Below are 20,914 nucleotides of genomic sequence, written 5' to 3' on the forward strand. Positions count from 1 at the left end.
GTATCAATACCCAGTATAGGTGATGAGCGAGGCGGCGGTGGTTTTGCTGTGTCTGTCGATGAAAGCCAGGCCGTTGCGTACGCATAAAAAAATGGCCTTCCGTTAAGGGAAGGCCATCAGGCAATCAACAGCGATTATGGCGCGGTTGTTGAGGTTGTGGTCGTGGTTGTCGTGGTGCTGGTGGAGCCATCATCGCCACCGCCGCCGCCCATGGTGGCTAAAGCGACGCCGAGCAATGCGGTAACGGCGCCTACGCCTACGGCATTAGAATCGCCGTCTGACATCGTTGTCGCTTCGCTCCCCGCAGCGGCCCCGGCAGCGGGGGCCGCCCAGGCGCTGCTGCTGCCGGCCATCATCAGGAACAGGACAAGTGCTGTGATCTTTTTCATTATTATTTATCCTCGGGCAGTAAACAGGTGTTGTTGCACAGAGCTTAATTTCAAAGCGGCGAGTTGAAAATAGCGTGAGAAGGGGGCTTTTCTCTGTTTTCCAGTGAGTAAATGGATAAACAGGTCCGCGAGTTAATAGAGTTTAACGGCATGTTTTATTTGGTTTTAATCTGATGAAAAATTTTAAATGGCAAGAAATATGAAGTCGACCTGTCAAAATGCAGAATTTTCTTAACGCCAGGGTAATAATGATTTAATTATTTAGCAGGTTGTCGTGGGCGTAAATAAGCGCCAGTTATAAGTGTATTTACAGCCGCATTTTAAGAATAAACGATGGTACTGATTGGCGAAATAAACGCCGGGTTTTCACTTAACCAAAATTTTTATAGCGGCCTTAAGTGTGTGTCAATGTGTACAGGCATGAACAGATATAAACAACGAGCCGGTTAACCCCTTTTCCTGATACGAATAGTCTTAGTTTTCCTTTCACCGGGAGGCTTTTAAGAACTCCCTGACCTATCTGTGGCCTGATAAGAATACATTTTCGCCAGAGGCCCAATTATGCTGTTATCTGCGTGTTCCTGGATTAAAAATAAAACAGACTATCTGCAGGAATTTCTTTCCGATCCGCGGCAAACCGGGACTATTGCGCCATCTTCACTGTCATTGTGCAAAACGATGTCTGATGCCGTGGACTGGAGCGAGTGTGCCCGGATCGCGGAGCTGGGTGCCGGAGACGGCGTGTTAACCCGGCATCTGCTACAGCGTATGCGGCCGGATGCCGGACTGCTGGCTTTCGAGACAAACCCCAGATTTCATTCGAAATTACAGGCGATCGGCGACAAAAGACTGCAAATTTCTGCTGCGTCGGCGGAAACGTTAAGCGGCGAATACGACGCGATTTTCTCCGGTTTGCCGCTGCTCTCGCTACCGCAATCTGTTCGCCATGACATTCTTGAACGGGCCGCACAGCGGCTTACGCCGGGGGGCGTCTTTGTGCAGTTTCAATATACTTCCCTCTCTGAGCCACTGCTCTCCAGCTATTTCGTCTGGAACCGCACGCGTGTACTGCGCAACCTGCCGCCGGCCTGGGTCTACAGCTGCCAGCGTCCCCAGGCTGAGAAGTAACCAGGAAAATTCGAGATGGCAATCTCTGAAGGGTCTGCCAGGCTTATTATTCACCCATTACAGGAGGAGACGATGAGCATTGAAACTGAATTACCAACATCGAGTGATGATGAAGTCTGCAACATCATAGGCAAAGCGGTGGTTGACCTGAGCGTAACGGGACAGCCGGTCAATAAAGCCACGCTGGCGCTGAAGCTGTTAGCGATGGCAGACCAGGACAACGATGAAGAGAGAATTTTGCTCTACTGGATTGCACGTAAAGCAATCAATCAGCCACACAGATTTGCCTCAGCCTGACAAGCCTGTGGCGCCCGGTAGCATTCCGGAAGAACGGCCGCTCCTTCAGGTGCGGCCGTTTTCGTTAGGGGGCAATGCGACGTACCCAGCGGACCTGGCGTAACAGCCAGACAATCACTGCGGAAATGGCAAAGCAAACCAGCGCAACCAGCGGGATAGTCAGGGCAGAATAGTAGCCTTCGAACTCGATATGCAGCGTCTTAAGCAGGGTTTCGAGCACAATAGGGTGCACAAAGAAAATCCCAATACTTAACCTCGACAGCGAATGAATGGCATTGTTGGTATGCTCTCGCCAGGCGAAAGGGGCGTTCAACAGCATAAAGAAGCAGGCCAGGGACACAACCACAATCGTCGGTGCCGAGTAGAACAGAAACACCTGATTAGGGGCGAAGGTACTGATAGAAAGCGAGTAGGTCATAACGGCGGTTAACACCGCAGAAAGGATAAAAATAATGGCCGAGATGATGACCTTTGGATTGATATCAAAGCGCCTGACCACGCCACCAATGATATAAAACCCCGAAAGATAAACCACCATATCAATATTGCTCGGCACCGGCAGTGCCTGGCCTTCCAGCAGGTTAGCCTTTACGTTATCAAACAGCATATAAACCGAAGCGAGCACAAACCATACCGTCAGGGTGTAGTTCACTCGTTGCTGGCTACCGTTCTGGATGAAGGTGTTCAGTAACGGCGTCACCAGATAGAGCAGGATCATGGTGTAGACAAACCACAGATGCGGATAGGCGGGCGTACTGAGCAGTTCCAGCAGGCTAACCGGAGCGCTGCTACCGTTGATCTGCTGGTTATAAACAAGGTAGATAGCTGACCAGACAACCAGCGGGATCACCAAATCCAGCACGCGGGTTTTTAATGTACTGAGCAGCGATTCGTTTTTGTTGAGTGAGACAAAACCCGCGATTAGCAGGAACAGAGGAAAAGCGATGCGCCCTAACGCTTCATACATCACCGATACCGACCAGGCAGCGTGGAAATAGCTGAAAGGTATTGCTGCAGTGTGCAATAAAATGACGAGAAATGTTGCCAACAGCGTCAGCAACTTAATATTGATCGTTTTCAACCCCTAACTCCTTGTCAAGAAGCACAATCGGACGCGAGCAGTCAGATTATAGCCAATGGGCTAAAGGTAACATACTCCGTCGTGTCGACGTATCTCCGAACAAGAAAAAAGCGCTATCACCGGTTAGGTGCGGCGTGCGTGCGTTTCAACCGTTACTGAAGCCGGACAGCTAGCCGCAGCGTTAACAATACGGTATTCGGCTTTGCCCTGATGAATGTACATGCAGGCACGACCCGCCGATCCGCCATCCTGTTCCTGCGAAAGCGACACGGTGACGGTTTCAGCCTGTACTGTGGGTAGCAGAACAGCAAAAATCGCTGGAATACTCAGCGTAATAAATTTACTTAATCCATTCATAATAAATACGGCCAGACGTTAAGAATTAAAAAAGGGGTCGGCTCTGCTTTTATCAGGCACTGCCAGTTATAGAGTATGACGTTAACGGTCGGTTAAGTTAGCTGCAAGCGTGCGAAGTAAATATAGGAAGAAGCCTGGAAAGCACGATTAACATATTCTGAATAAGGCTGGAATGAGATTACGGCGGGGGCTATTAAAGGGTTACCTTTAAAAACAGTATGTTATTGGAGACTTAAGTCCCATTTTTTGCCGGAGGCAAAGAAAAAAGGAGCACTTTTAGTACCAGCTTATCTATGCAGTAACAGGGCAAAAAAAAACAATTTGCCTTAGGCGGGCTAAAAGGGGCTGACAGGCGGCGTTTGGCAGCCTGTCAAATGCCGTCAGGCAACCGGATCATCTTCGGTCTGATGCACAACAAGCTCCAGCGCATGGCGATGAATATCCAGAGAAACCACATCGCTGGAGGTCTCCAGTCGCTGTAGCAAACGGCTGATAATCGCTTTATTCGTCACCGGCGCGCCGCTGTGTAGGATTTCTACGACAACGGAGCCAAGAATTTCAACTTCAGTATGGGCTTCTTTTATCTCAGTCTGGAAATACTCGGCCAGTTCATGGTTGCTCTTGGTCAAAGTGCTGTGCATGTGTTTTTCTCCAGGTTCCCCAACGAAGCGGCGTCGGGGCATGCGGCTGTCTGATGCAAGAAATGCATTATGGTTTGTGCGCAGTCTAAAAAAGAGCCTCGGGAAGTGGGAAACCCACAATCACTTCCTGAGGCCATGCAAGTGCATAATACGTTACAGCGTAAAAAGGTAGACGCTTTTCACTTTCTGTACAAGTTTAATTTCTAACTGTACAGGTTTGCTTTGTTTTGCATAATTATTCATTTTGGCGTCATCAGCAATCGGTCTCTTGACCTTACCCCTACGGGAAGGTGCAGGATAATGTGGATAACATTCGTTCACCGATACAGGAAGACATCATGCATAAAATGACGGCTTTAATTTGTACCCTGATATTTTCTGCTGCGGTTAATGCCGACGGTAAAGAGGCCATGGCCGGGCATGCGCCAGCGTCAGCGTCAGCAGCGCAGCAAAGCTATCAGGCGGGAATGGACAAAATGCATCATCAGATGATGACGAGCATGCAGGAAAGCGATCCTGACCGGGCTTTCGCCAAAGGCATGACGGCCCACCATCAGGGCGCGATCGACATGGCGAAAACCGAGCTGAAATACGGTAAAGATCCCGAGATGCGCGCGCTGGCAGCGGAGATTATTAAGGCGCAGCAGCCGGAAATCGACCGCATGCAGAACTGGCTGAAACATCAGCCGAAATAAAGCAGACAGGCGGGCACCTGAGCGGTGAAAAAGTTATAGCGGGCAGGGTGAAAGTTGTTAAAATTATCCTTTAACCCCTATTTACGGAAGCCGTTATGACATCTGAAATTTCTCATCCTGCCAGCAGCCCAAAACAGGCTGCGTTGCAGCTGGTGATCGAACTGGTACGCGCGGGAAAACTTAGCCCGATGCAGGGCGATGCCGCAAATATGATCTCGATTTATGAGCAGTTCAAAGCGCATTTCGAAGCTGACAAACACAAGCACGCTTCAGACTCCGCTATTTCCTGAATGCGGCTAGCAGCCGGTTAAAACGTCCCCTCAAAGGTCATATTTGAGGGGAGTTTGCTTTGCTCCTGCGGGATGCGGACAGCGCGACTCAGCGCTTGCTCACCCGATCGTAATACAGCATGCTGACGCCAATATTCTGTTGCGCGCCCTGAATGTTTTCGCGTAAACCCACCAGTTTTTGTCCCTGAAGCGTCACCACATAAGGCGAATTCTGCTGGATTTCGGTTTGCAGCTGTTGATACTGCGCAATACGCTTTTGCACATCGCTTTCCGCTGCCGCCGTCTGCGTTTGCTTGCTCAATTCTGGCACTTGCCAACCCACCCGCCACGCCAGCGTTTTCGGGCCGCCCGGTACGTTGTACGCAAAGGCATTGGCGTTACTGTTCGGATCGACGTAGTCCGATCCCCAGTAGACAAAGATTGACTGGAAGTCACGGCCACGCATTTTTCCCCACAGTTCAGCCTCCGCTACCGGCTGGATATCGATAGTGATATCGGCTTTGGCAAAACTGGCCTGTAGCGCCTGCGCAACGTCGGTATACGGCGGCTGATTCGCGATTGTCATTGAAAAACGCGTACCCGGCTTGATGCCGCCTTGCGCCAGGATCTGCTTCGCTTTTGCCAAATCATAATGGAACGGCTGGTTTTCCAGCGCGCCATCAAAACCCTGAGGCAGAATGGTCTGATGAACCTGATATTGCCCCTTCAGCAAATCTTTCGAGATAGCATTGTAATCTACCAGCCAACGCGCTGCCTGCCACAGAGCGGGATTGCCTAACGCACTTTGCTGTTTGTTTTGAGTATTAAAGCCGAGGTAATAAACCAGGCTGGAAGGGAAACTTTCGACCTTTATGCCCGGCTGATTTTTCAGTGCGGCAAACTGATCGGCACCTAAATCGTAAGCCACATCGGCATCGCCCTGTTGCAGCAGCAGACGGCGTGAACCCGGATCGGCTACGTTTTTCAGAATGACGCGCTCAAGCTTAGGCTGTTCAGCGGCGTGGGGGTTTTTCTCCAGAACCAGCGCCTGCTGAGGCACATAATTACGGATACTGTAACCTGCACTGCCCGCAGAATGTGTACGCAGCCAGCCATTGCCAAAATCGCCGTTAACGGCATGCTGCTCTGCCAGCTTGCTGTCGATAACCGATCCAACCGGTGCGGTCAGCAGACGCAGCGCCAAATCACGGCCAATGTTGGAAGACCAGCGAAGCTCGACCTGGCTATCGCTGCGTCGGATCAGCTGCTGGTCGATATTGTCCGGCGTCCAGCCAAACTCGCTAAACAGAAACGCCGGGGTTTTATTCAGCTGCACGACGCGGCGGAAGGAATAGATGACATCGTCCGCGGTAACAGGATTGCCGCTGGCAAAGGTCGTTCCCGGTTTCAGCGTAAACAACAGGCTGTGTTCACTGCTGCCGGGTTGCCACGAACTTGCCAGTGCCGGAACCAGCTTCCGGGGATCGCTATGATCCGACGCCAGCAGTCCCTGATAGATATTCACCAGGCTACTGCTGCTGACCGTTTCGAAGCTTTCTGCCGGGTCAAAGCTGATAATGCCATCCAGCGGGATCGCCACAATCAATGTATCTGACGGTGTGGCAGCGTGAGAGATCTGAATGCCCGACAGCAGGCAGGAGAGAGCAAGGGCGAGGGGAGCAAGCTTTCGCATGGGCATATCCTGAATAAGGAGTGATATCAGGACTATAGGCGGAAAAGAGAGGCAGGGAAATGCGGATTCCGGCAAGCGTTAGCTGTTTAAGACATTAGCCAGATCAAGGGCTTATGGTTGCAGGCGCGCTGATAAGCAGAGCGGGAGATATGCCGTACTGACACCGATAGAAAAAGTCTGAATACACATCGGCAGGGGGAACCGGCGATACAAAAGAGAGTAAAAAGCCGCCATCAGAACATGGCGGCTTTTAAAGCCAGCACACTCAACCGACGATATGGCCGCGATCCATGCGAACCGCGCGGTCACACATATGATCGATCACGTCGGGATCGTGGCTCACCAGTACCATCGTCAGATTATCCTGCTGCTTAAGCGTGTTCAGCAAATTGAGGATTTCGGCCTGTACCGACATATCCAGCGCTGAGGTTGGCTCATCCAGCAGCAGGATTTTCGGCTGGAGCAGCAGCGCCCGTACAATTGCCACGCGCTGACGCTGACCGCCAGAGAGCTGATGCGGATAGCGATCGGCCAGCGCAGGATCCAGACCAACATGGCGGAAGCCGCTGTCGATGCGATCGTTGATATCCTGCACTTTCAGCAGTTTTAACGGCTCGGCCAGGGTGCGGCGGAGGCGATGTCGAGGATGCAGCGAAGCATAGGGATCCTGAAACACCATCTGCACATCACGACGAAGCTGACCGGTAAAAGCTTTGCCGTGCGCCGCTTCATGACCGGCCAGCGTCATCCTGCCGTCCCAGTGAGGATTCAGACCAGCCATCACCCACAGCAGCGACGACTTGCCGCAGCCGGACGGGCCAACCAGCCCAAAGCATTCACCGGCGGCGACGGTCAGAGAAACATCATGGACGACGGTACGCTGCTCATAGCCCTGGCGATGCGAAACGCTCAGGTTTTGCAGATCAATCATGTTCACGGTGAGCCTCCAGTGCTGCACGATCCAGAACCGGCAGCGGTTTGCCCTGCGTCGCCTTACTCGGACGGCAGGACCACAGCGTGCGGGTATACGGGTGAGTAGCATTTGGCAGCTCGGCAGCCGGTAACGTATCGAGAATATCGCCCTGATACATCACCATCACGCGTTCGCAGTGCTCGGAAACCTGCTGTAAATCGTGGCTAATTAGCAACAGCCCCATGTTGCGATCTTCCACCAGGCGGCGGATAAGCGCCAGCACCTGATCGCGCATAGCGTGATCGAGCGCGGAGGTGGGTTCATCGGCAATCAGAAATTGCGGATCGGCAATCAGCGCAATCGCCAGCATCACACGCTGTCCCATCCCGCCGGAAAGCTGGTGGGGATAGCGCTGCATAAGCTGAGCGGGCTGCGGCAGACCTACCGCATCCAGCATGTCGCAAACTTTCTCTTTAATCTCTGCACGGCCCAAACGGCTATGCAGCTTCAGCGGTTCCGCAACCTGCCAGCCAATAGTTCGCATCGGGTTCAAGGCATATTTCGGGTCTTGCATAACCATTGCCAGCTTGCTTCCGCGAAGCTGGCTCCAGCGACGCTCGTTTAGCGTCAGGGCGTTTTCACCGGCAACGCTTAGCGTGTCGGCATGCAGCTGGAGCGAAGGCGACAACAGGCCCATCAGACTACGGGCGGTAAGCGACTTGCCGGAACCGGATTCGCCGACCAGCGCCACGCGTTCCCGGCCCTGGCTGAAGCTGATATCTTTTACCAGCGCAGTACCGGTTGCGCTGGCGATATGCAGACGTTTTGCGACGATCAGCGGGGAATTTTCAGTTGGCATTTCGGGTATCCAGTCGGTCACGCAGGCCGTCGCCCGTCAGGTTAAAGGCCAGGCTGGCAAACAAAATCGCCCCGCCCGGTGCGGCGGCAACCCACCACTGATCGAAAATGACCTTGCTGCCTTCGGCGACCATCGAACCCCATTCCGCGGTCGGCGGCTGTACGCCCATGCCTAAAAAGCCCAGTCCGGCAGCCGAAAGAATTATACCGCCGAGGCTCAGTGCCGCACGCACGACCGCGCTTGGCAGGCAGAGCGGCAGAATATGGCCGAACATCAGGCGCAGGCCGTTGATGCCCTGCATACGCGCAGCGGCCAGATAATCACTGCGGCGCAATGCCAGCGTTTCCGCACGGGCCTGGCGGGCAAACGGCGGCCAGCTGGTCAGCGCCAGCGCCAGCGCACCGTTCATCAGGCCTGGCCCCAGCATGGCGACCAGCGCCAGCGCAATGACCAGATTCGGCAGAGACAGGAAAATGTCGGTAATGCGCATCAGCACGCGCTCGGTCCAGCCGCCAAGGTAGCCGGCACAAATGCCGACCAGCATGCCAACCGGAATGGTCAGGAGCAGGATCAACGAAACCAGCAGCAGGGTAGGGCGCGCACCATAGATAACGCGTGAAAGCAGATCGCGGCCAAAACCATCCGTGCCCAGCCAGTGTGCTGAGGAAGGCGGCAACAGGCGAGCAGTCATCAGCTGTGCATTAGGATCAAAAGGTGCCAGTAGCGGTGCCAATAGCGCCGCCAGCAGCAATATCGCCACCAGCGTACCGCCAATCGCCAGCGAGGTTACGCGCACACGGCGACGACGCTGCGGCTTCGCGATTTCAATATCGGTTAAATTTTGCGTCATCGGGTTCTCGGATCGGTGAGATAAGTTAACGCGTCCGCCAGTGCATTGAGCGTAATAAAGCAGCCGCCAATCAGCAGCGTCGAGCCAAGAATCGCTGGCGTGTCAGAAGCAAACAGCGCGGTCGTCATGTAGCGACCCACGCCGGGCCAGGCGAAGACGGTCTCAGTCAGTACTGAGCCTTCCAGCAGCGTGGCGTAAGAAAGCGCGAGAACCGTGATTAGCGTGCCGCGCACGTTAGGGAAAATATGCAGTAACAGAATGCGGCCCCGGCTGGCGCCTTTTGCGCGGGCGAGCGTCACGTATTCTTTGCTGTTCTCTTCCAGTAGCGCCGCACGCAGCAGGCGGGTGATCCCGGCCATTGCCAACAGGCCCAGCACCACAACCGGCAACCAGAGATGCGCAATCGCGTTGCGGAACATCTCTTTATCACCGGAAAGCCAGCTGTCGACCAGCACCAGACCGGTTTTCGGTTCGAGCGTATAGATCCAGATATCGTCCAGCCGTCCCGGCCCGGCTGACCAGTGCAGCACGGCATAGAACAGCAGCAGGCCGAGCAGACCAAGCCAGAATACCGGCACCGAATAGCCCAGCAGCGAAACCAGACGAGCCAGATTATCGACCACGCTTCCTGGTTTCCACGCCGCCAGCAGCGCCAGCAGAATGCCAAAAACGGCACCGAACAGCATGGCGCAGCTTGCCAGCTCGATCGTCGCCGGGAAAGTGCGCATCAAATCACCTGCAACTGACGAATTAGTCAGGCGGGAGATGCCCAAATCACCATGGGCCAGATGCGTGAGGTAATGCCAGAACTGCATCAGCAGCGGCTGATCCAGACCCAGCTCGCGACGAACCTGAGCATAGGTAGATTCACTGGCGTGGTCGCCGGCAATCTGCAACACGGGATCGACCGGCGAGAGATGAGAAAGCATAAACGTGAACGCCAGCAGGCCAAGCAGCGTCACCGCCAGCGAGGCCAAACCGGTCATGACACGTCCGGCTCGTAACCAAAACAGCCGGGCGGACCCGGCTTCAGCAGCAAGTGATACCATTACTTAGTGACCTGGCTGTAGTAAACCATATCGGGGTTGATGCCCTGAATATAGCCCTTAAGATTTGCGCGCAGCGCAATCAGGTTGCGAGCCTGCAAGCCCACTACGTACGGCGAATTCTTTTGCACTTCGCGCTGCATGTTTTTGTACAGCTCAACGCGTTTCGCCTTGTCGCTTTCAGCCGTAGCCGCCAGCGTTTGCTTATTCAGCTCGGGAATGTGCCAGTTAGAACGCCACGCCAGCGTTTTGCTGCCGTCTTCCGGGTTGTAAGCAAAGGCAGAAGCGTTGGTATTCGGATCGAAATAATCCGCGCCCCAGGCATTCAGCGTCGCTTCATATTTATGCGCTTTTACCGAAGTGGCGACTTCAGTGCTGATGCCAGGGATCAGCTCAACCTTGATGCCACCCTTAGCAAAGCTGGCCTGCAACGCCTGAGCAATATCCAGATACGGCGGCTGATTGCTGACGCTCAGCTTAAAGCTGACGTTTTTCAGCCCGGCCTTGTCCAGAATCGCTTTGGCTTTTTCAGGATCAAACGTGTATGGGTTATCGTTCAGCGCACCGAGGAAACCTTCCGGCAGGAACGACTGATGGACCTGGAACTGGCCTTTCAGCAAGTCGTCGGCAATGCCGTGGTAGTCGAACAGATAGCGTGAAGCTTCCCACAGCGCCGGATTTTTCAATACGGGATTAGCGTCGATGTTGAACTGCATGTAGTACAGCGAGGCCATCGGGATCGCCAGCGGTTTCACATCGGCTTTGCCTTTCAGCGCGGCCATCTGATCGGCACCCAGGTTACGCGCGATATCCGCATCGCCCTGCTCAAGCAGCAGTCGGCGGGCAGCCGGTTCCGGCACGTTTTTGATCAGGACATTTTTAAGCTTAGGTGCGCCGCCCGGTGAGGTTGCGTTAGCAGAAAACAGCACGACTTCATGCGGGATGAACTTGCGGATCTGATACGGACCACTGCCTGCCGAATGCAGAGCCAGCCATTTGTTACCGAAATCGCCATTTTTGGCATTGGCCGTCGCGATCTTTTCATCAACGATGGAAGAGACGGGCGCGGCAAGCAGGCTCAGAACATAGGTGGGGCTGACATCGGCAGTCCAGCTTACCTGCACATGCGTGTCGTCAATTTTTTTCAGCTGAGTATCAACGTTCTCTTTCGTCCAGCCCAGTTGGGTAAGGATAAATGAAGGATCAAGGTTAAGTTTGACCACGCGGCTGAGAGAGAAAATAACGTCTTCCGGGCGCACTGGATTGCCGGAAGCAAATTTTGCACCGTCACGTAAGGTAAACGTCAGGCTGCGATTGTCTTTACCGGGCTGCCAGCTGGAGGCCAGCGTCGGTTGCAGTTCGGTCGGGTTTTGTGGATTAGACTGCACCAGACGTTGATAAAGGTTGGTGAAGGCCTGTACCGAGGTCAGTTCGAAACCTTCTGCCGGGTCAAAGCTGCTTGCATCATCAATAGATTGTGCGATTACCAGCGTATCTGGCGGCGTGGCAGCCTGTGCTGCAAAAGAACCCGCCAGCGCCGCGGCGATCATTGGGACAATAATTTTCATGACGTTTCCTTTTATAATTTGCCAGCGAGTGTAAAGGAGCGCCTCGTCAGACCAATAGTAGAATATCCGCTATCGATATTCGAAAAAGTTATAACCCAGTCGTAATGGTTATAAATGCTAATCCTTAAGTTCAGCGCTGCCAGCTAAGCCAGAGCGCGGGAGCGACGCCAAGGGCGTTATTTAGCATATGCAGCGCCACCGGCAGTTTGAGGCCACCGGATTTCATTCTGGCATAACATAGCAGGAGTGAAAGGGCGATAAGCGCAATCAGGGTTTGCGGATGAGTGTATTGCGTATGCATTGCGGCAAAGGCTAATGAGGTGAGTAAAGCGCAGGCAAAGCGTTGTTCTGGTGCCCAGATCAATAAAGATTCCAGCAAAAAGCCCCGAAAAATTATTTCTTCAAAGAAGGGCGCAAGTAATACGACAGCCACTGAAAACGCCAGCGTTCTTCGCCATGCTTCGCCCTGGCCCAGCTGCGAATGGGTCCAGCTTTCCTGCTGCATATACAAGGATTGTAAAGCAATCAGTCCCAACAACAGCAGACCGAACAGCAACATTTGACTGCCTCGCAGCTTTCCCAGCGGGATCGCCTGATAGCGACGGGTATACCAGAGATAGAGCGGCACCAGTATGCAAAATTCCATTGTGCAAAGAACCGGCATCAGCATGCCGTTGTTAAGCAGCAGCGGATAGCTTGCAGACGTTTTTAACAGCAACGTTATGCTGAACCAAATCAGGCACATTCCCAGACACAGCAGGGTATGAACCACCTTTTCATACTCATTCTTCATTCGAGGCGTTCCGGGAAAGGGATCGGCCGATGTTAGCAAGCGCCCCTGCCGCTGTCGAGGCAGAGGAATAACTCACCGACAGACCTAAATTGTTTAGCCTCCAGGCCGATAGTGCACTTATCGATCGCGTCTGGAGAAGTTGTGGACCAGCGATTTTCTCAGATGCCCTCAAAACTGACGAACAGGAACGTTCGCCAGTCAGCAGGAAAAGGTCCGGATAAATGAATTTTTCCCCATTACAGACAAACCTGGTGCTGACTGACGGTCAGAAAAGCACTTTTTTTACCCGACGACTTTTAATGTCGCTTTCTCTGCTGATGAGCGGCGTAGTGCTGCTGTCGATGCTGATGGTGGTAGGAATTGCCTGGCGACAGAACGAAAGCTCCATCAGGCAAGAGAGCCTTCTGCTGCATAACGGCTGGAAGGATCGTCGCCAGGATTTAATGAAGAACATTCGTGACTACGCCTTCTGGGGCGAAGCCTGGAACCATCTGCATCTGAATGTGGATACCGACTGGGCGTACGATCAGCAAAATCTCGGGCCGGGTCTGTTCAGTGAATTCCATTACGAAGGCGTGTTTGTTGTCGATGGCGAAGGCCGTACGCGTTATTCAGTCATTAACGGCCAGCTGTCGGACTTGCCGGTTGAAAGCTGGTTGGGTACTCATGCCGCACCGCTGGTCAGACAGGCCAGAGCACTGCTGAAGCAGGAAAGTGCGACCTCAACCAACATGATGATTGGCTCGACACCGGCTATCGTGGCGGCTGCCCCAATTACCACAGGAAAAGTCCCCGGACTGAAAACCCGGGCCGGAATGCCTTCCGTGCTGATTTTCATCGATCGTTTAACGCCGGAAAAATTACGTGATTTCGGTGCAGCAATCGGCGTGGCCAATGCCCGCGTACCTGGTAGTTTACAGGATGCGTTTATTACGCCTTTTATCAACGAAGAAGTGGCAGACAGTACGCCGGTCGTCATCCGCTGGGATTCCGATGAGCCGGGGCGAAATTTACTGCTGATCCTGTTGCCTATGCTGTTTGCCGCCGCGGTTATTCTTGGCCTGGTGGCACGCAGAGTGGTTAATCATGCGATGCATAACGCCATGCTGTGCGACCAGCGCTTTTTGCTGCTGATGCACAGCCAGCGCGAACTGGCGGCCAGCGAAGCACGTTTTCGCGACGTAGCCGAAACCGCGTCGGACTGGATCTGGGAGACCAATGCGCAGGGCATCTTAATTTATCTGTCGGAGCGTTTCACTGCCGTCACCGGCTACGATGTTGAGCAACTGCTTGGCAAATCCATCGACGATCTTTTGCAGCATGACACTCAGCCCGTGTCTGGCTGGATTTTTCAGCAGCGTGAGGAGCATCACCGACAGACGCTACGCTGTTATTCGGTTTCTGCTGGTGGAGAAACGCGCATTTGTACTCTGGTCACTAAGGTGGTTGAAGGTAACGGGCAGATTGCTGGCTACCGTGGCACGGTTTCGGATGTGACCAAAGAAGTCGAAGATCAGGCACGTATTCACTATCTCTCACAGCATGATGCGTTAACCGGACTACCAAACCGGCTCTATATGAGTGAATTTTTACTTGGCAGGCTACAGGCACATCCCACCGCGGAACGGCCGCTGGTGTTGATCAGTCTTGATCTCGACAATTTCAAACCGATCAATGACACCTGGGGCCATGCGGCGGGCGACAGTGTGCTAAATGAAGTGTCGCTCCGTTTACGCAGTGTGCTGAAAGCCGGCGACCTGGTATCACGGCAGGGCGGCGATGAATTTATTGTGATTGTCTCCGATCTGGCGAATGAGCAGGAGATAAACAACTGCTGTCGGGCGTTGCTGAATGAAATTTGTCGGCCTTTTTATCTGGGCCAGCAGGAGATATTTATTGGCGCGAGTATGGGGATTGCGCTCGCCCCGAAAGATGCGATGCAGGCGGAGGAACTGCTGCGGCTGGCGGATATTGCCCTGTATAAGTCGAAGCGTGAAGGCCGTAACCGCTGGACGTGGTACAGCCCGGAAATGGCGGAACACCTGGTACTACGGCGTGAAATGGAGCGTGGCCTGCGCAAAGCTATCGTTGGCAACGAGCTGCGACTTTACTATCAGCCTCGCTACGGGCTGAAAAATGCCAGACTGGATGGCGCGGAGGCGCTTATCCGCTGGGAGCATCCGGACAAAGGGCTGATCATGCCGGACAAGTTTATTGGCCTGGCGGAAGAAACCGGCCTGATCGTTGAAATCAGCGACTGGGTGTTGACCCGAGCCTGTACCGATGCTTTAACCTGGCCAGAAGCGATGTATGTTTCGGTGAATATTTCACCCGTGGAGTTTCGCAGCGGCAATCTGGCAAAACGCGTTGCCGAGGCGCTCGCTCGCAGCGGATTGGCAGCCGGGCGTCTGGAGCTGGAGATCACGGAAAATATTACGCTGGAGAATCCACAAAGCGCACTGGAAGTGATGCAGCAGCTGAAAAAGCTGGGCGTTAAACTGACGGTTGATGATTTTGGGGCCGGACACGCCTCGCTGGGGTATTTAAAAACCTTCCCGTTTGACGGCATGAAAATGGATCGCTCCTATATGAACGATTTTCCCCATTGTTCGCAGGCCGCGTCGATTGTGGAAGGGATTATCGGGCTGGGTAAAGCCTTTGCGCTAACGGTAACGGCGGAAGGTGTTGAAACGCGCGAACAGTTGCAGGAGCTACAGGCTATTGCCTGTCAGGAAGGGCAGGGTTACTACCTTGGACGGCCCATGCCGCTTGAGCGCTTTAGCCTGTTGCTTAACGAACCGGTGACGCTGGGGATAAGAAAACAGCCCGTATAACGGGCTGTAAGCCTAGCGGACTTTAACCGCAACGGCGGTCATGATAACCGCGAAGAGAACAAATACGACGAGTTCCATAATCTGCTCCTTTGCTAAGACTATTCCTAAATTATAGCGCCACCTCAGGCTGTTTAAAAAGCAATCTGTGCCATTTTGCGCGGGATCACAAAGTGCGCACCGTTTTTATCCACAGCCGCTTATCTGCTAACCTTGCGGTGAACTGAATGGAAACCTGTGCATGAGGAAAACGGCATGATATTTAATGGAAAGGTCACGCTACTGGCAGCCGTATTGGTACTGGCGGGCTGCCAGTCAGCGACGAAAAATGGATCTGCGCAGCGTGATCCAGAAATGGATCGCTGCGGCGCCTCAGAGTATCAACATTACCTGGGTAAATCGCTGTCATCGCTGGACGGGGTACGGTTTGAAAAGCCCGTTCGCGCCGTCCCTTACAACGCGGCTGTCACCATGGACTTCAATCTTAATCGCTTGAATTTTATGGGAGACAGTAAAAATATCATCACCCGTGTTTACTGCGGATAAGCGTGATTTATCTGTACCACTTGTTGACCCACCACAAACGAATGCGGATGCTCAGGGTACTGGTCCAGCCGCTGGTACTCTGCACCATCTTGCCGCGTGAGACGATAAGATAAGTAGGCGACGCGTTGATGTTCCAACCGCTGAACAATTCCCCAACGGGATCGTTGACCACCGGCAGAACCAAATGTTTGCCACGCAGCAGGCGTACGACGTGGATATCATTTCCAGAACGTAGCGCAACGGCCAGCACGTTATAGTCGCTGTCACTTAGCGTGAGCATTCCCGCGGTGGTGTAGCGACAGGCACTGCATCCGTTAGTCCACAGGTAAACCAGCAGCGGCTTTTTGGCGCTAAGTTCGGCAATGGTGACCTCTTTCCCGTCGATGGTATGAAGGTTCTGGCGGGCAAATTCTTCCGGCAACGTCGGCGCTCTGAGCCAGTCTGAGGCAATCGATGCCAGCCCAACGGAAAACAGCATTAGCAAAACGATCGCCGTTCCCTGGTTGAAAAATATCTTTTGTTTCATTCCATTTTCCCTGGATTATTTATCGCGACTCCTGTCGCCGTCGGAGAATTTTATCATCTCCTGAAGGCGGGGCGGCTTTTTTTACCTCATCTTGTCAAAAGGCCTGACAGGCTGTCATGCCATTGCAACAAGGGGGAGATAAGATAACGCATCAAGAACAGCGATATTTAAATATCGCCAAAACAGAAGTGCTCGTCGCCTAACCCGCCCTGTGCGGGTTTTTTTTGCCTGTGATGTTGGGTATGAATTTGCGTTACGGGCGAAACGGTTGTTAGCCTTTAGCTAAGCGGATCGCGTTTTTTCATCCAGCAGCTGGGTGAGTAAATTGCGGTAGCTCTGCAATTTGTTTTCATCAACTTCGCCTTCAAGCTTCGCGATGACGTTGGCAATAATGGCCTTTGTCGTTGCTGGTCTGCCGTTACGCATCATTTCAGTCATGATTGCCGCCAGCAGCTCACTCTCTTTCGGCGCATGAAAAGCCGGGCTGTTAAAATAATCGGTGATTGCGCGGCCAGCGCCAGGCGTGTGATGTCTCATATAAACCTCCTGAAAGACGCCTTCGGTGAAAACCGGTGAGGTCGGAAAGAGCATTGCTTACGGTCCAGTCCATCAAAACGACGGTCTGGCGCTTAGCCTAAAAAATAAACAGGTGGAGATTTATTAGTCTGGATGGGCGCGGCGGAAATGCCAGTAACGATTGGAAATATTTTCACCTCTGCCAAAATTTACTCTCTGCAGAAAGCCCCAAATTGCAGAGCGATAACAAAGATGGATAAAACAGCAAAAATAATATGATATTTATTGCTATCAAAATCAGTAGCTTATTTGCTATTTCATTTTTTTTATGCCGATGGGCTTGTGTCGCAACGTCGGTTATGAGTAAATGCACCCGTCGGTTTTGAAACAGACAACGTATGCGAGCAATTTTAGTAAAGCAGTTTTCAGTTAAAGCGTTATCTCAGATATCTCTTCTTCCTGACTTCCTTCTTAAGTGCCTCATAAGTCCACCCTGTTGACAAACCCCGTGCCCTTAGCGGCTTAATACTTATTGAAGGAAAGACAAATGTCTAACAAAATGACTGGTTTAGTAAAATGGTTCAACGCTGAGAAAGGTTTCGGCTTCATTTCTCCAACTGACGGCAGCAAAGACGTGTTCGTACACTTCTCTGCAATCCAGAACCAGGGTTTCAAAACTCTGGAAGAAGGTCAGAAAGTTGAGTTCTCTATCGAAAACGGCCAGAAAGGCCCAGCAGCTGCTAACGTAACTGCTCTGTAATTCGAGAGAACTTTCACAAACGCCTAACCGGCTGATGTGAAAACCAAAAACCCGCCTTATGGCGGGTTTTTTGCGTTCTGGCTATAGAGATTCAGGGCTTTAACAGCACCTTGGTCCAGCCTTCGGCGCGTTTATCAAACTGCTCGTAGGCTTTAGGCGCTTCGGCAAGGCTTAGACGGTGCGAGACGATGGCGGCCGGATTCGCTCGCCCGTGCTGAATAAGGCGTGCAAGGTTACGGTTATAGGCCTTCACGTTTGCCTGTCCGGTTCGCATAAATTGCCCTTTAAACCAGAAGTTTCCGTAATCGAACGCCATCTTACCCTGCTGTTGGAGTCGATCTTTGGCACCCGGATCCTGAGGCACAAATACGCCGACCACGCCGATGCCTCCTGTTGCTTTCGTACTGCCTACCAGGCTGTTTAGCGTAACGCTATTATCTTCATGCCCATGCTTATCGCAGCACTGATAGCCCACGCATTCACAGCCGCAGTCGGTGCCGCGGCCATCGGTCAACTCAAGGATCTTGTCCACGGCCTGCTGGCCCACAGCATTGATTGCGGTTGCGCCAAATTTTTCGGCCAGGGCGAGCCGATCGGGATGCGTATCCACCACAAAAATTTGCGAAGCGCCTTTGATGGCGGCTGAATGAGCGGCCATCAATCCTACCGGCCCCGCGCCGTAAATAGCCACGCTGTCGCCTGGCTTCATGCCTGCGAGTTCGGTGGCGTGCCAGCCTGTTGGGAAGATATCGGAAAGCATGACGTAATCATCTTCCCGTTCAGCGGCATCTTTTGGCAACACCAGACAGTTAAAGTCAGCCCATGGCACGCGCAGAACTTCCGCCTGTCCACCTTGCCAGGGTCCCATTTCGGCAAAACCATAGGCGGCACCCGCCGCGCCCGGGTTAGCATTCAGGCAAAAAGCCGTCTGGCCTCTTTCGCAGTTTTCACAATGACCGCAGGCAACGTTAAAAGGCATGCAGACATAGTCGCCTACTTTAACGGTTTGAACTGCCGCACCGACTTCAATAACTTTCCCCAGATTTTCATGTCCAAAAACTTTCCCTTTTTCAAAGCTGGTACGTCCTTCATACATATGTAAGTCAGAACCGCAAATATTCGTCGTGGTTATTTGCACCAGGACATCACTGGGATGCTCAATAACAGCATCGGGAATGTCTTTTACGGAAATATTTTTAGGGCCGTGATAGACAACAGCTTTCATTAGCAGTTCTCCTGTTTATTTATAGTAGATAAATCTCTGGCGTAAAATAAAAGCCCCGGCCTATCCGGAGATAAACCAGGGCAGATAAAAAACATATTCAGGCAACGTCAGCTACGGCTCTTGCTGCCGCTCTGACCGCCTTTTTTACCGGCGTCAGAGGCTTTTTCCCGATCGTTGCTAAAGCTGCCGCCGCTTTGCTGGCCGCCTTTTTTGCCTGCTTCAGATGCACGTTTACGATCTTCGGCAAAATTTCCTGATCCACCACGATGATTTGTCATAATAATCTCCAGTCATTTTAGATTATAAAATAAAATGCCATTATTAAGCTGATGTAATGAACATTTCGTCGTGTTGAAAGTAAAGTGTAGATGCCATGGCTGTATATTCAAGTTATGAGATTAATTAATTAAAAATTAGGCCATTACTGTTTGTAATAATGGAAGATACAATAAATGTTACAGCCAGAAAGATTTGTTTTCACCGTTAGCAGAATAAGAAAGAGTTTTGATATGGTGCGTTTTCCCGCCCTGAGACGTTTGCGAAAGGAGAGAGCATTCTGCTCTTCTTCAGAGTTTTGTCTCCTGTAAGAGCGAGTAGGCAGCAGACTACGCTAAAATGATCGCTATCCCGCGTTTTGTTGCTCTTAACCAAAAAGCGCTTGATACACTCTGAACTTGCGCAGCTGCTATAAGGCTTTAAAACGGTAAGATGGAATCCTGGAAGGTTAACCTCATCTCAGTCTGGTTCGGCTGTCTGTTTACCGGCCTCGCTATCAGTCAAATTATTCCTTTCCTTCCGCTCTACGTTGAGCAACTTGGCGTTACCGATCCCAGCTCGCTGACGTTATGGTCAGGACTCATTTTCAGCATCACGTTTATGATTTCCGCCATCGTCTCGCCGATGTGGGGCAGCCTTGCCGATCGTAAAGGCCGCAAACTAATGCTGCTACGCGCTTCGCTGGGCATGGGCGTAGTCATCTTTTTGCAGGCCTTTGTCAGTAACGTTTGGCAGCTCTTGCTGCTGCGGGCGCTGATGGGACTCACCTCCGGCTATATCCCCAATGCCATGGCGCTTGTCGCGTCACAGGTGCCGCGTGAGCGCAGCGGCTGGGCGCTGAGTATGGTGTCAACCGCGCAGATATGTGGGGTGATTATGGGACCGCTAATGGGCGGCTTTCTGGCCGATTGGGTGGGATTGCGCGCCGTTTTCCTGATTACTTCTTGTCTGCTGCTAACCAGTTTTCTGATTACGCTGTTTCTGATTAAAGAAACAGGTCTGCGGCAGGCGAAAAAAGGCGAGAAGCTCAGCGGCAGTATGGTTTTTCGCTCGCTTAGTCATCCTGGGCTTATCGTCAGTCTGTTTATTACCACGCTGGTTATTCAGCTCTGCAATGGTTCCATCAGCCCAATCCTGACGCTGTTTGTACGGCAACTGGAACCTGATGTGCAGAACATTGCCTTTATTAGCGGCGTGGTGGCGGCGATCCCTGGCGTTTCAGCGCTGTTTTCCGCGCCGAAGTTGGGGAAGCTGGGTGACCGGATTGGCGCGCAGCGCATTCTTTTTGCAGCATTAATGCTGACCATCATCCTGTTTATGGCCATGTCGTGGGCAGACAGTGCACTCCAGCTCGGGGCATTACGTTTCCTGCTTGGCTTTGCCGAAGGGGCGATGATGCCAGCGGTGCAGACTCTGCTGCTGCGTTACTCCAGCGACCGCATCACCGGAAGAATATTCGGTTATAACCAGTCGTTTATGTATCTGGGGAATGTCGTTGGCCCGCTGCTGGGATCGGGGATTTCCGCTATCGGTGGCTTCCGCTGGGTTTTTGCGGCAACGGCAGTGGTGGTGTTGGCAAATACCGTTCAGCTAATGATGATGTGGCGTCGCAGGCAGCCTGACCAGCCGCCTGCCGATAAACCGGCCTGAGAGAA

General features: G+C 52.6%; 22 protein-coding genes and 1 pseudogene. 8 read left to right on the top strand and 15 right to left on the bottom strand.

Going from position 1 to position 20,914, the window contains the following annotated elements; translation table 11 throughout:
* Nucleotides 1-134: 134 nt before the first annotated feature.
* Nucleotides 135-389 carry an exopolysaccharide production protein YjbE gene (yjbE, locus tag EHV07_RS04890; RefSeq protein WP_147195637.1) on the bottom strand — a complete coding sequence of 85 codons (255 nt, stop codon included), beginning with the start codon at nucleotides 387-389 and terminating at the stop codon, nucleotides 135-137.
* A gap of 561 nt (nucleotides 390-950) precedes the next feature.
* On the opposite strand from yjbE, the gene EHV07_RS04895 reads away from it, so the two are divergent.
* Nucleotides 951-1,517 (top strand): class I SAM-dependent methyltransferase, encoded by a 567-nt coding sequence (locus EHV07_RS04895; RefSeq protein WP_174822351.1) that lies wholly within the window; start codon nucleotides 951-953, stop codon nucleotides 1,515-1,517.
* A 72-nt stretch (nucleotides 1,518-1,589) separates the two neighbouring features.
* On the top strand, nucleotides 1,590-1,814 hold the full coding sequence (locus EHV07_RS04900; RefSeq protein WP_147195639.1) for a hypothetical protein: 225 nt from the start codon (nucleotides 1,590-1,592) through the stop codon (nucleotides 1,812-1,814).
* 64 nt (nucleotides 1,815-1,878) lie between these two features.
* On the opposite strand, the gene EHV07_RS04905 is transcribed toward EHV07_RS04900, so the two are convergent.
* The 3 genes from EHV07_RS04905 to EHV07_RS04915 form a co-directional block, all read right to left on the bottom strand.
* Entirely contained in the window at nucleotides 1,879-2,895 is a 1,017-nt protein-coding gene (locus EHV07_RS04905; RefSeq protein ID WP_254446306.1) for an acyltransferase, read from the bottom strand.
* A gap of 123 nt (nucleotides 2,896-3,018) precedes the next feature.
* Nucleotides 3,019-3,252 carry a hypothetical protein gene (locus EHV07_RS04910; RefSeq protein WP_147195641.1) on the bottom strand — a complete coding sequence of 78 codons (234 nt, stop codon included), beginning with the start codon at nucleotides 3,250-3,252 and terminating at the stop codon, nucleotides 3,019-3,021.
* A gap of 380 nt (nucleotides 3,253-3,632) precedes the next feature.
* A complete protein-coding gene (locus EHV07_RS04915; RefSeq protein WP_147195643.1) occupies nucleotides 3,633-3,893 on the bottom strand; it encodes a biofilm/acid-resistance regulator YmgB/AriR in 261 nt (86 codons plus the stop codon).
* A 338-nt stretch (nucleotides 3,894-4,231) separates the two neighbouring features.
* Between EHV07_RS04915 and EHV07_RS04920 the strand changes: the two genes are divergently transcribed.
* Both EHV07_RS04920 and EHV07_RS04925 read left to right on the top strand, forming a co-directional pair.
* On the top strand, nucleotides 4,232-4,588 hold the full coding sequence (locus tag EHV07_RS04920; protein ID WP_147195645.1) for a DUF305 domain-containing protein: 357 nt from the start codon (nucleotides 4,232-4,234) through the stop codon (nucleotides 4,586-4,588).
* A gap of 95 nt (nucleotides 4,589-4,683) precedes the next feature.
* Nucleotides 4,684-4,878, top strand: a complete 195-nt coding sequence (locus tag EHV07_RS04925) for a hypothetical protein (RefSeq protein WP_147195646.1) — start codon at nucleotides 4,684-4,686, stop codon at nucleotides 4,876-4,878.
* A gap of 88 nt (nucleotides 4,879-4,966) precedes the next feature.
* Here EHV07_RS04925 and EHV07_RS04930 read toward each other — a convergent pair whose 3' ends face one another.
* From EHV07_RS04930 to EHV07_RS04960, 7 genes are all read right to left on the bottom strand, one after another.
* Nucleotides 4,967-6,550, bottom strand: coding sequence for an ABC transporter substrate-binding protein (locus tag EHV07_RS04930; protein WP_147195647.1), 1,584 nt, complete (start codon nucleotides 6,548-6,550; stop codon nucleotides 4,967-4,969).
* A gap of 265 nt (nucleotides 6,551-6,815) precedes the next feature.
* Nucleotides 6,816-7,481 (bottom strand): ABC transporter ATP-binding protein, encoded by a 666-nt coding sequence (locus tag EHV07_RS04935; RefSeq protein ID WP_147200528.1) that lies wholly within the window; start codon nucleotides 7,479-7,481, stop codon nucleotides 6,816-6,818.
* Nucleotides 7,474-8,322: an ABC transporter ATP-binding protein gene (locus EHV07_RS04940; protein WP_174822352.1), complete on the bottom strand. Its 849-nt coding sequence runs from the start codon at nucleotides 8,320-8,322 to the stop codon at nucleotides 7,474-7,476. Before EHV07_RS04940 ends, EHV07_RS04935 begins: the two co-directional genes overlap by 8 nt.
* Nucleotides 8,312-9,172, bottom strand: coding sequence for an ABC transporter permease (locus tag EHV07_RS04945; protein WP_147195649.1), 861 nt, complete (start codon nucleotides 9,170-9,172; stop codon nucleotides 8,312-8,314). Before EHV07_RS04945 ends, EHV07_RS04940 begins: the two co-directional genes overlap by 11 nt.
* Complete coding sequence (locus EHV07_RS04950) at nucleotides 9,169-10,221, bottom strand: ABC transporter permease (RefSeq protein WP_147195650.1); 1,053 nt, start codon at nucleotides 10,219-10,221, stop codon at nucleotides 9,169-9,171. The genes EHV07_RS04945 and EHV07_RS04950 overlap by 4 nt, the downstream gene beginning before the upstream one ends.
* Nucleotides 10,221-11,786, bottom strand: a complete 1,566-nt coding sequence (locus tag EHV07_RS04955) for an ABC transporter substrate-binding protein (RefSeq protein WP_147195652.1) — start codon at nucleotides 11,784-11,786, stop codon at nucleotides 10,221-10,223. Before EHV07_RS04955 ends, EHV07_RS04950 begins: the two co-directional genes overlap by 1 nt.
* A gap of 130 nt (nucleotides 11,787-11,916) precedes the next feature.
* Complete coding sequence (locus EHV07_RS04960) at nucleotides 11,917-12,579, bottom strand: CPBP family intramembrane glutamic endopeptidase (RefSeq protein WP_147195654.1); 663 nt, start codon at nucleotides 12,577-12,579, stop codon at nucleotides 11,917-11,919.
* Between the two features lie 221 nt (nucleotides 12,580-12,800).
* Here EHV07_RS04960 and EHV07_RS04965 point away from each other — a divergent pair, with 221 nt between their 5' ends.
* Nucleotides 12,801-15,413, top strand: coding sequence for an EAL domain-containing protein (locus tag EHV07_RS04965; protein ID WP_254446307.1), 2,613 nt, complete (start codon nucleotides 12,801-12,803; stop codon nucleotides 15,411-15,413).
* A 252-nt stretch (nucleotides 15,414-15,665) separates the two neighbouring features.
* Nucleotides 15,666-15,956 (top strand): I78 family peptidase inhibitor, encoded by a 291-nt coding sequence (locus EHV07_RS04970; protein WP_147200530.1) that lies wholly within the window; start codon nucleotides 15,666-15,668, stop codon nucleotides 15,954-15,956.
* A gap of 7 nt (nucleotides 15,957-15,963) precedes the next feature.
* Here the strand turns inward: EHV07_RS04970 and EHV07_RS04975 are convergent, their stop codons facing one another.
* Nucleotides 15,964-16,482, bottom strand: coding sequence for a protein disulfide oxidoreductase (locus tag EHV07_RS04975; protein ID WP_147195656.1), 519 nt, complete (start codon nucleotides 16,480-16,482; stop codon nucleotides 15,964-15,966).
* Nucleotides 16,483-16,764: 282 nt separating this feature from the next.
* A complete protein-coding gene (locus EHV07_RS04980; RefSeq protein ID WP_147195658.1) occupies nucleotides 16,765-17,019 on the bottom strand; it encodes a biofilm development regulator YmgB/AriR family protein in 255 nt (84 codons plus the stop codon).
* A 526-nt stretch (nucleotides 17,020-17,545) separates the two neighbouring features.
* On the opposite strand from EHV07_RS04980, the gene cspA reads away from it, so the two are divergent.
* A complete protein-coding gene (cspA, locus tag EHV07_RS04985; protein WP_125288360.1) occupies nucleotides 17,546-17,758 on the top strand; it encodes an RNA chaperone/antiterminator CspA in 213 nt (70 codons plus the stop codon).
* A 427-nt stretch (nucleotides 17,759-18,185) separates the two neighbouring features.
* Here the strand turns inward: cspA and EHV07_RS04990 are convergent.
* Both EHV07_RS04990 and EHV07_RS04995 read right to left on the bottom strand, forming a co-directional pair.
* A pseudogene (locus EHV07_RS04990) lies at nucleotides 18,186-18,983 on the bottom strand (alcohol dehydrogenase catalytic domain-containing protein); the annotation flags it as partial.
* A 107-nt stretch (nucleotides 18,984-19,090) separates the two neighbouring features.
* On the bottom strand, nucleotides 19,091-19,261 hold the full coding sequence (locus EHV07_RS04995) for a general stress protein (protein WP_147195662.1): 171 nt from the start codon (nucleotides 19,259-19,261) through the stop codon (nucleotides 19,091-19,093).
* A 430-nt stretch (nucleotides 19,262-19,691) separates the two neighbouring features.
* On the opposite strand from EHV07_RS04995, the gene EHV07_RS05000 reads away from it, so the two are divergent.
* Complete coding sequence (locus tag EHV07_RS05000) at nucleotides 19,692-20,909, top strand: multidrug efflux MFS transporter (protein WP_147195664.1); 1,218 nt, start codon at nucleotides 19,692-19,694, stop codon at nucleotides 20,907-20,909.
* Nucleotides 20,910-20,914 lie beyond the last annotated feature (5 nt).

The organism is Pantoea sp. CCBC3-3-1 (assembly GCF_007981265.1).
In the GTDB taxonomy this organism is placed as follows: Bacteria; Pseudomonadota; Gammaproteobacteria; order Enterobacterales; family Enterobacteriaceae; genus Erwinia.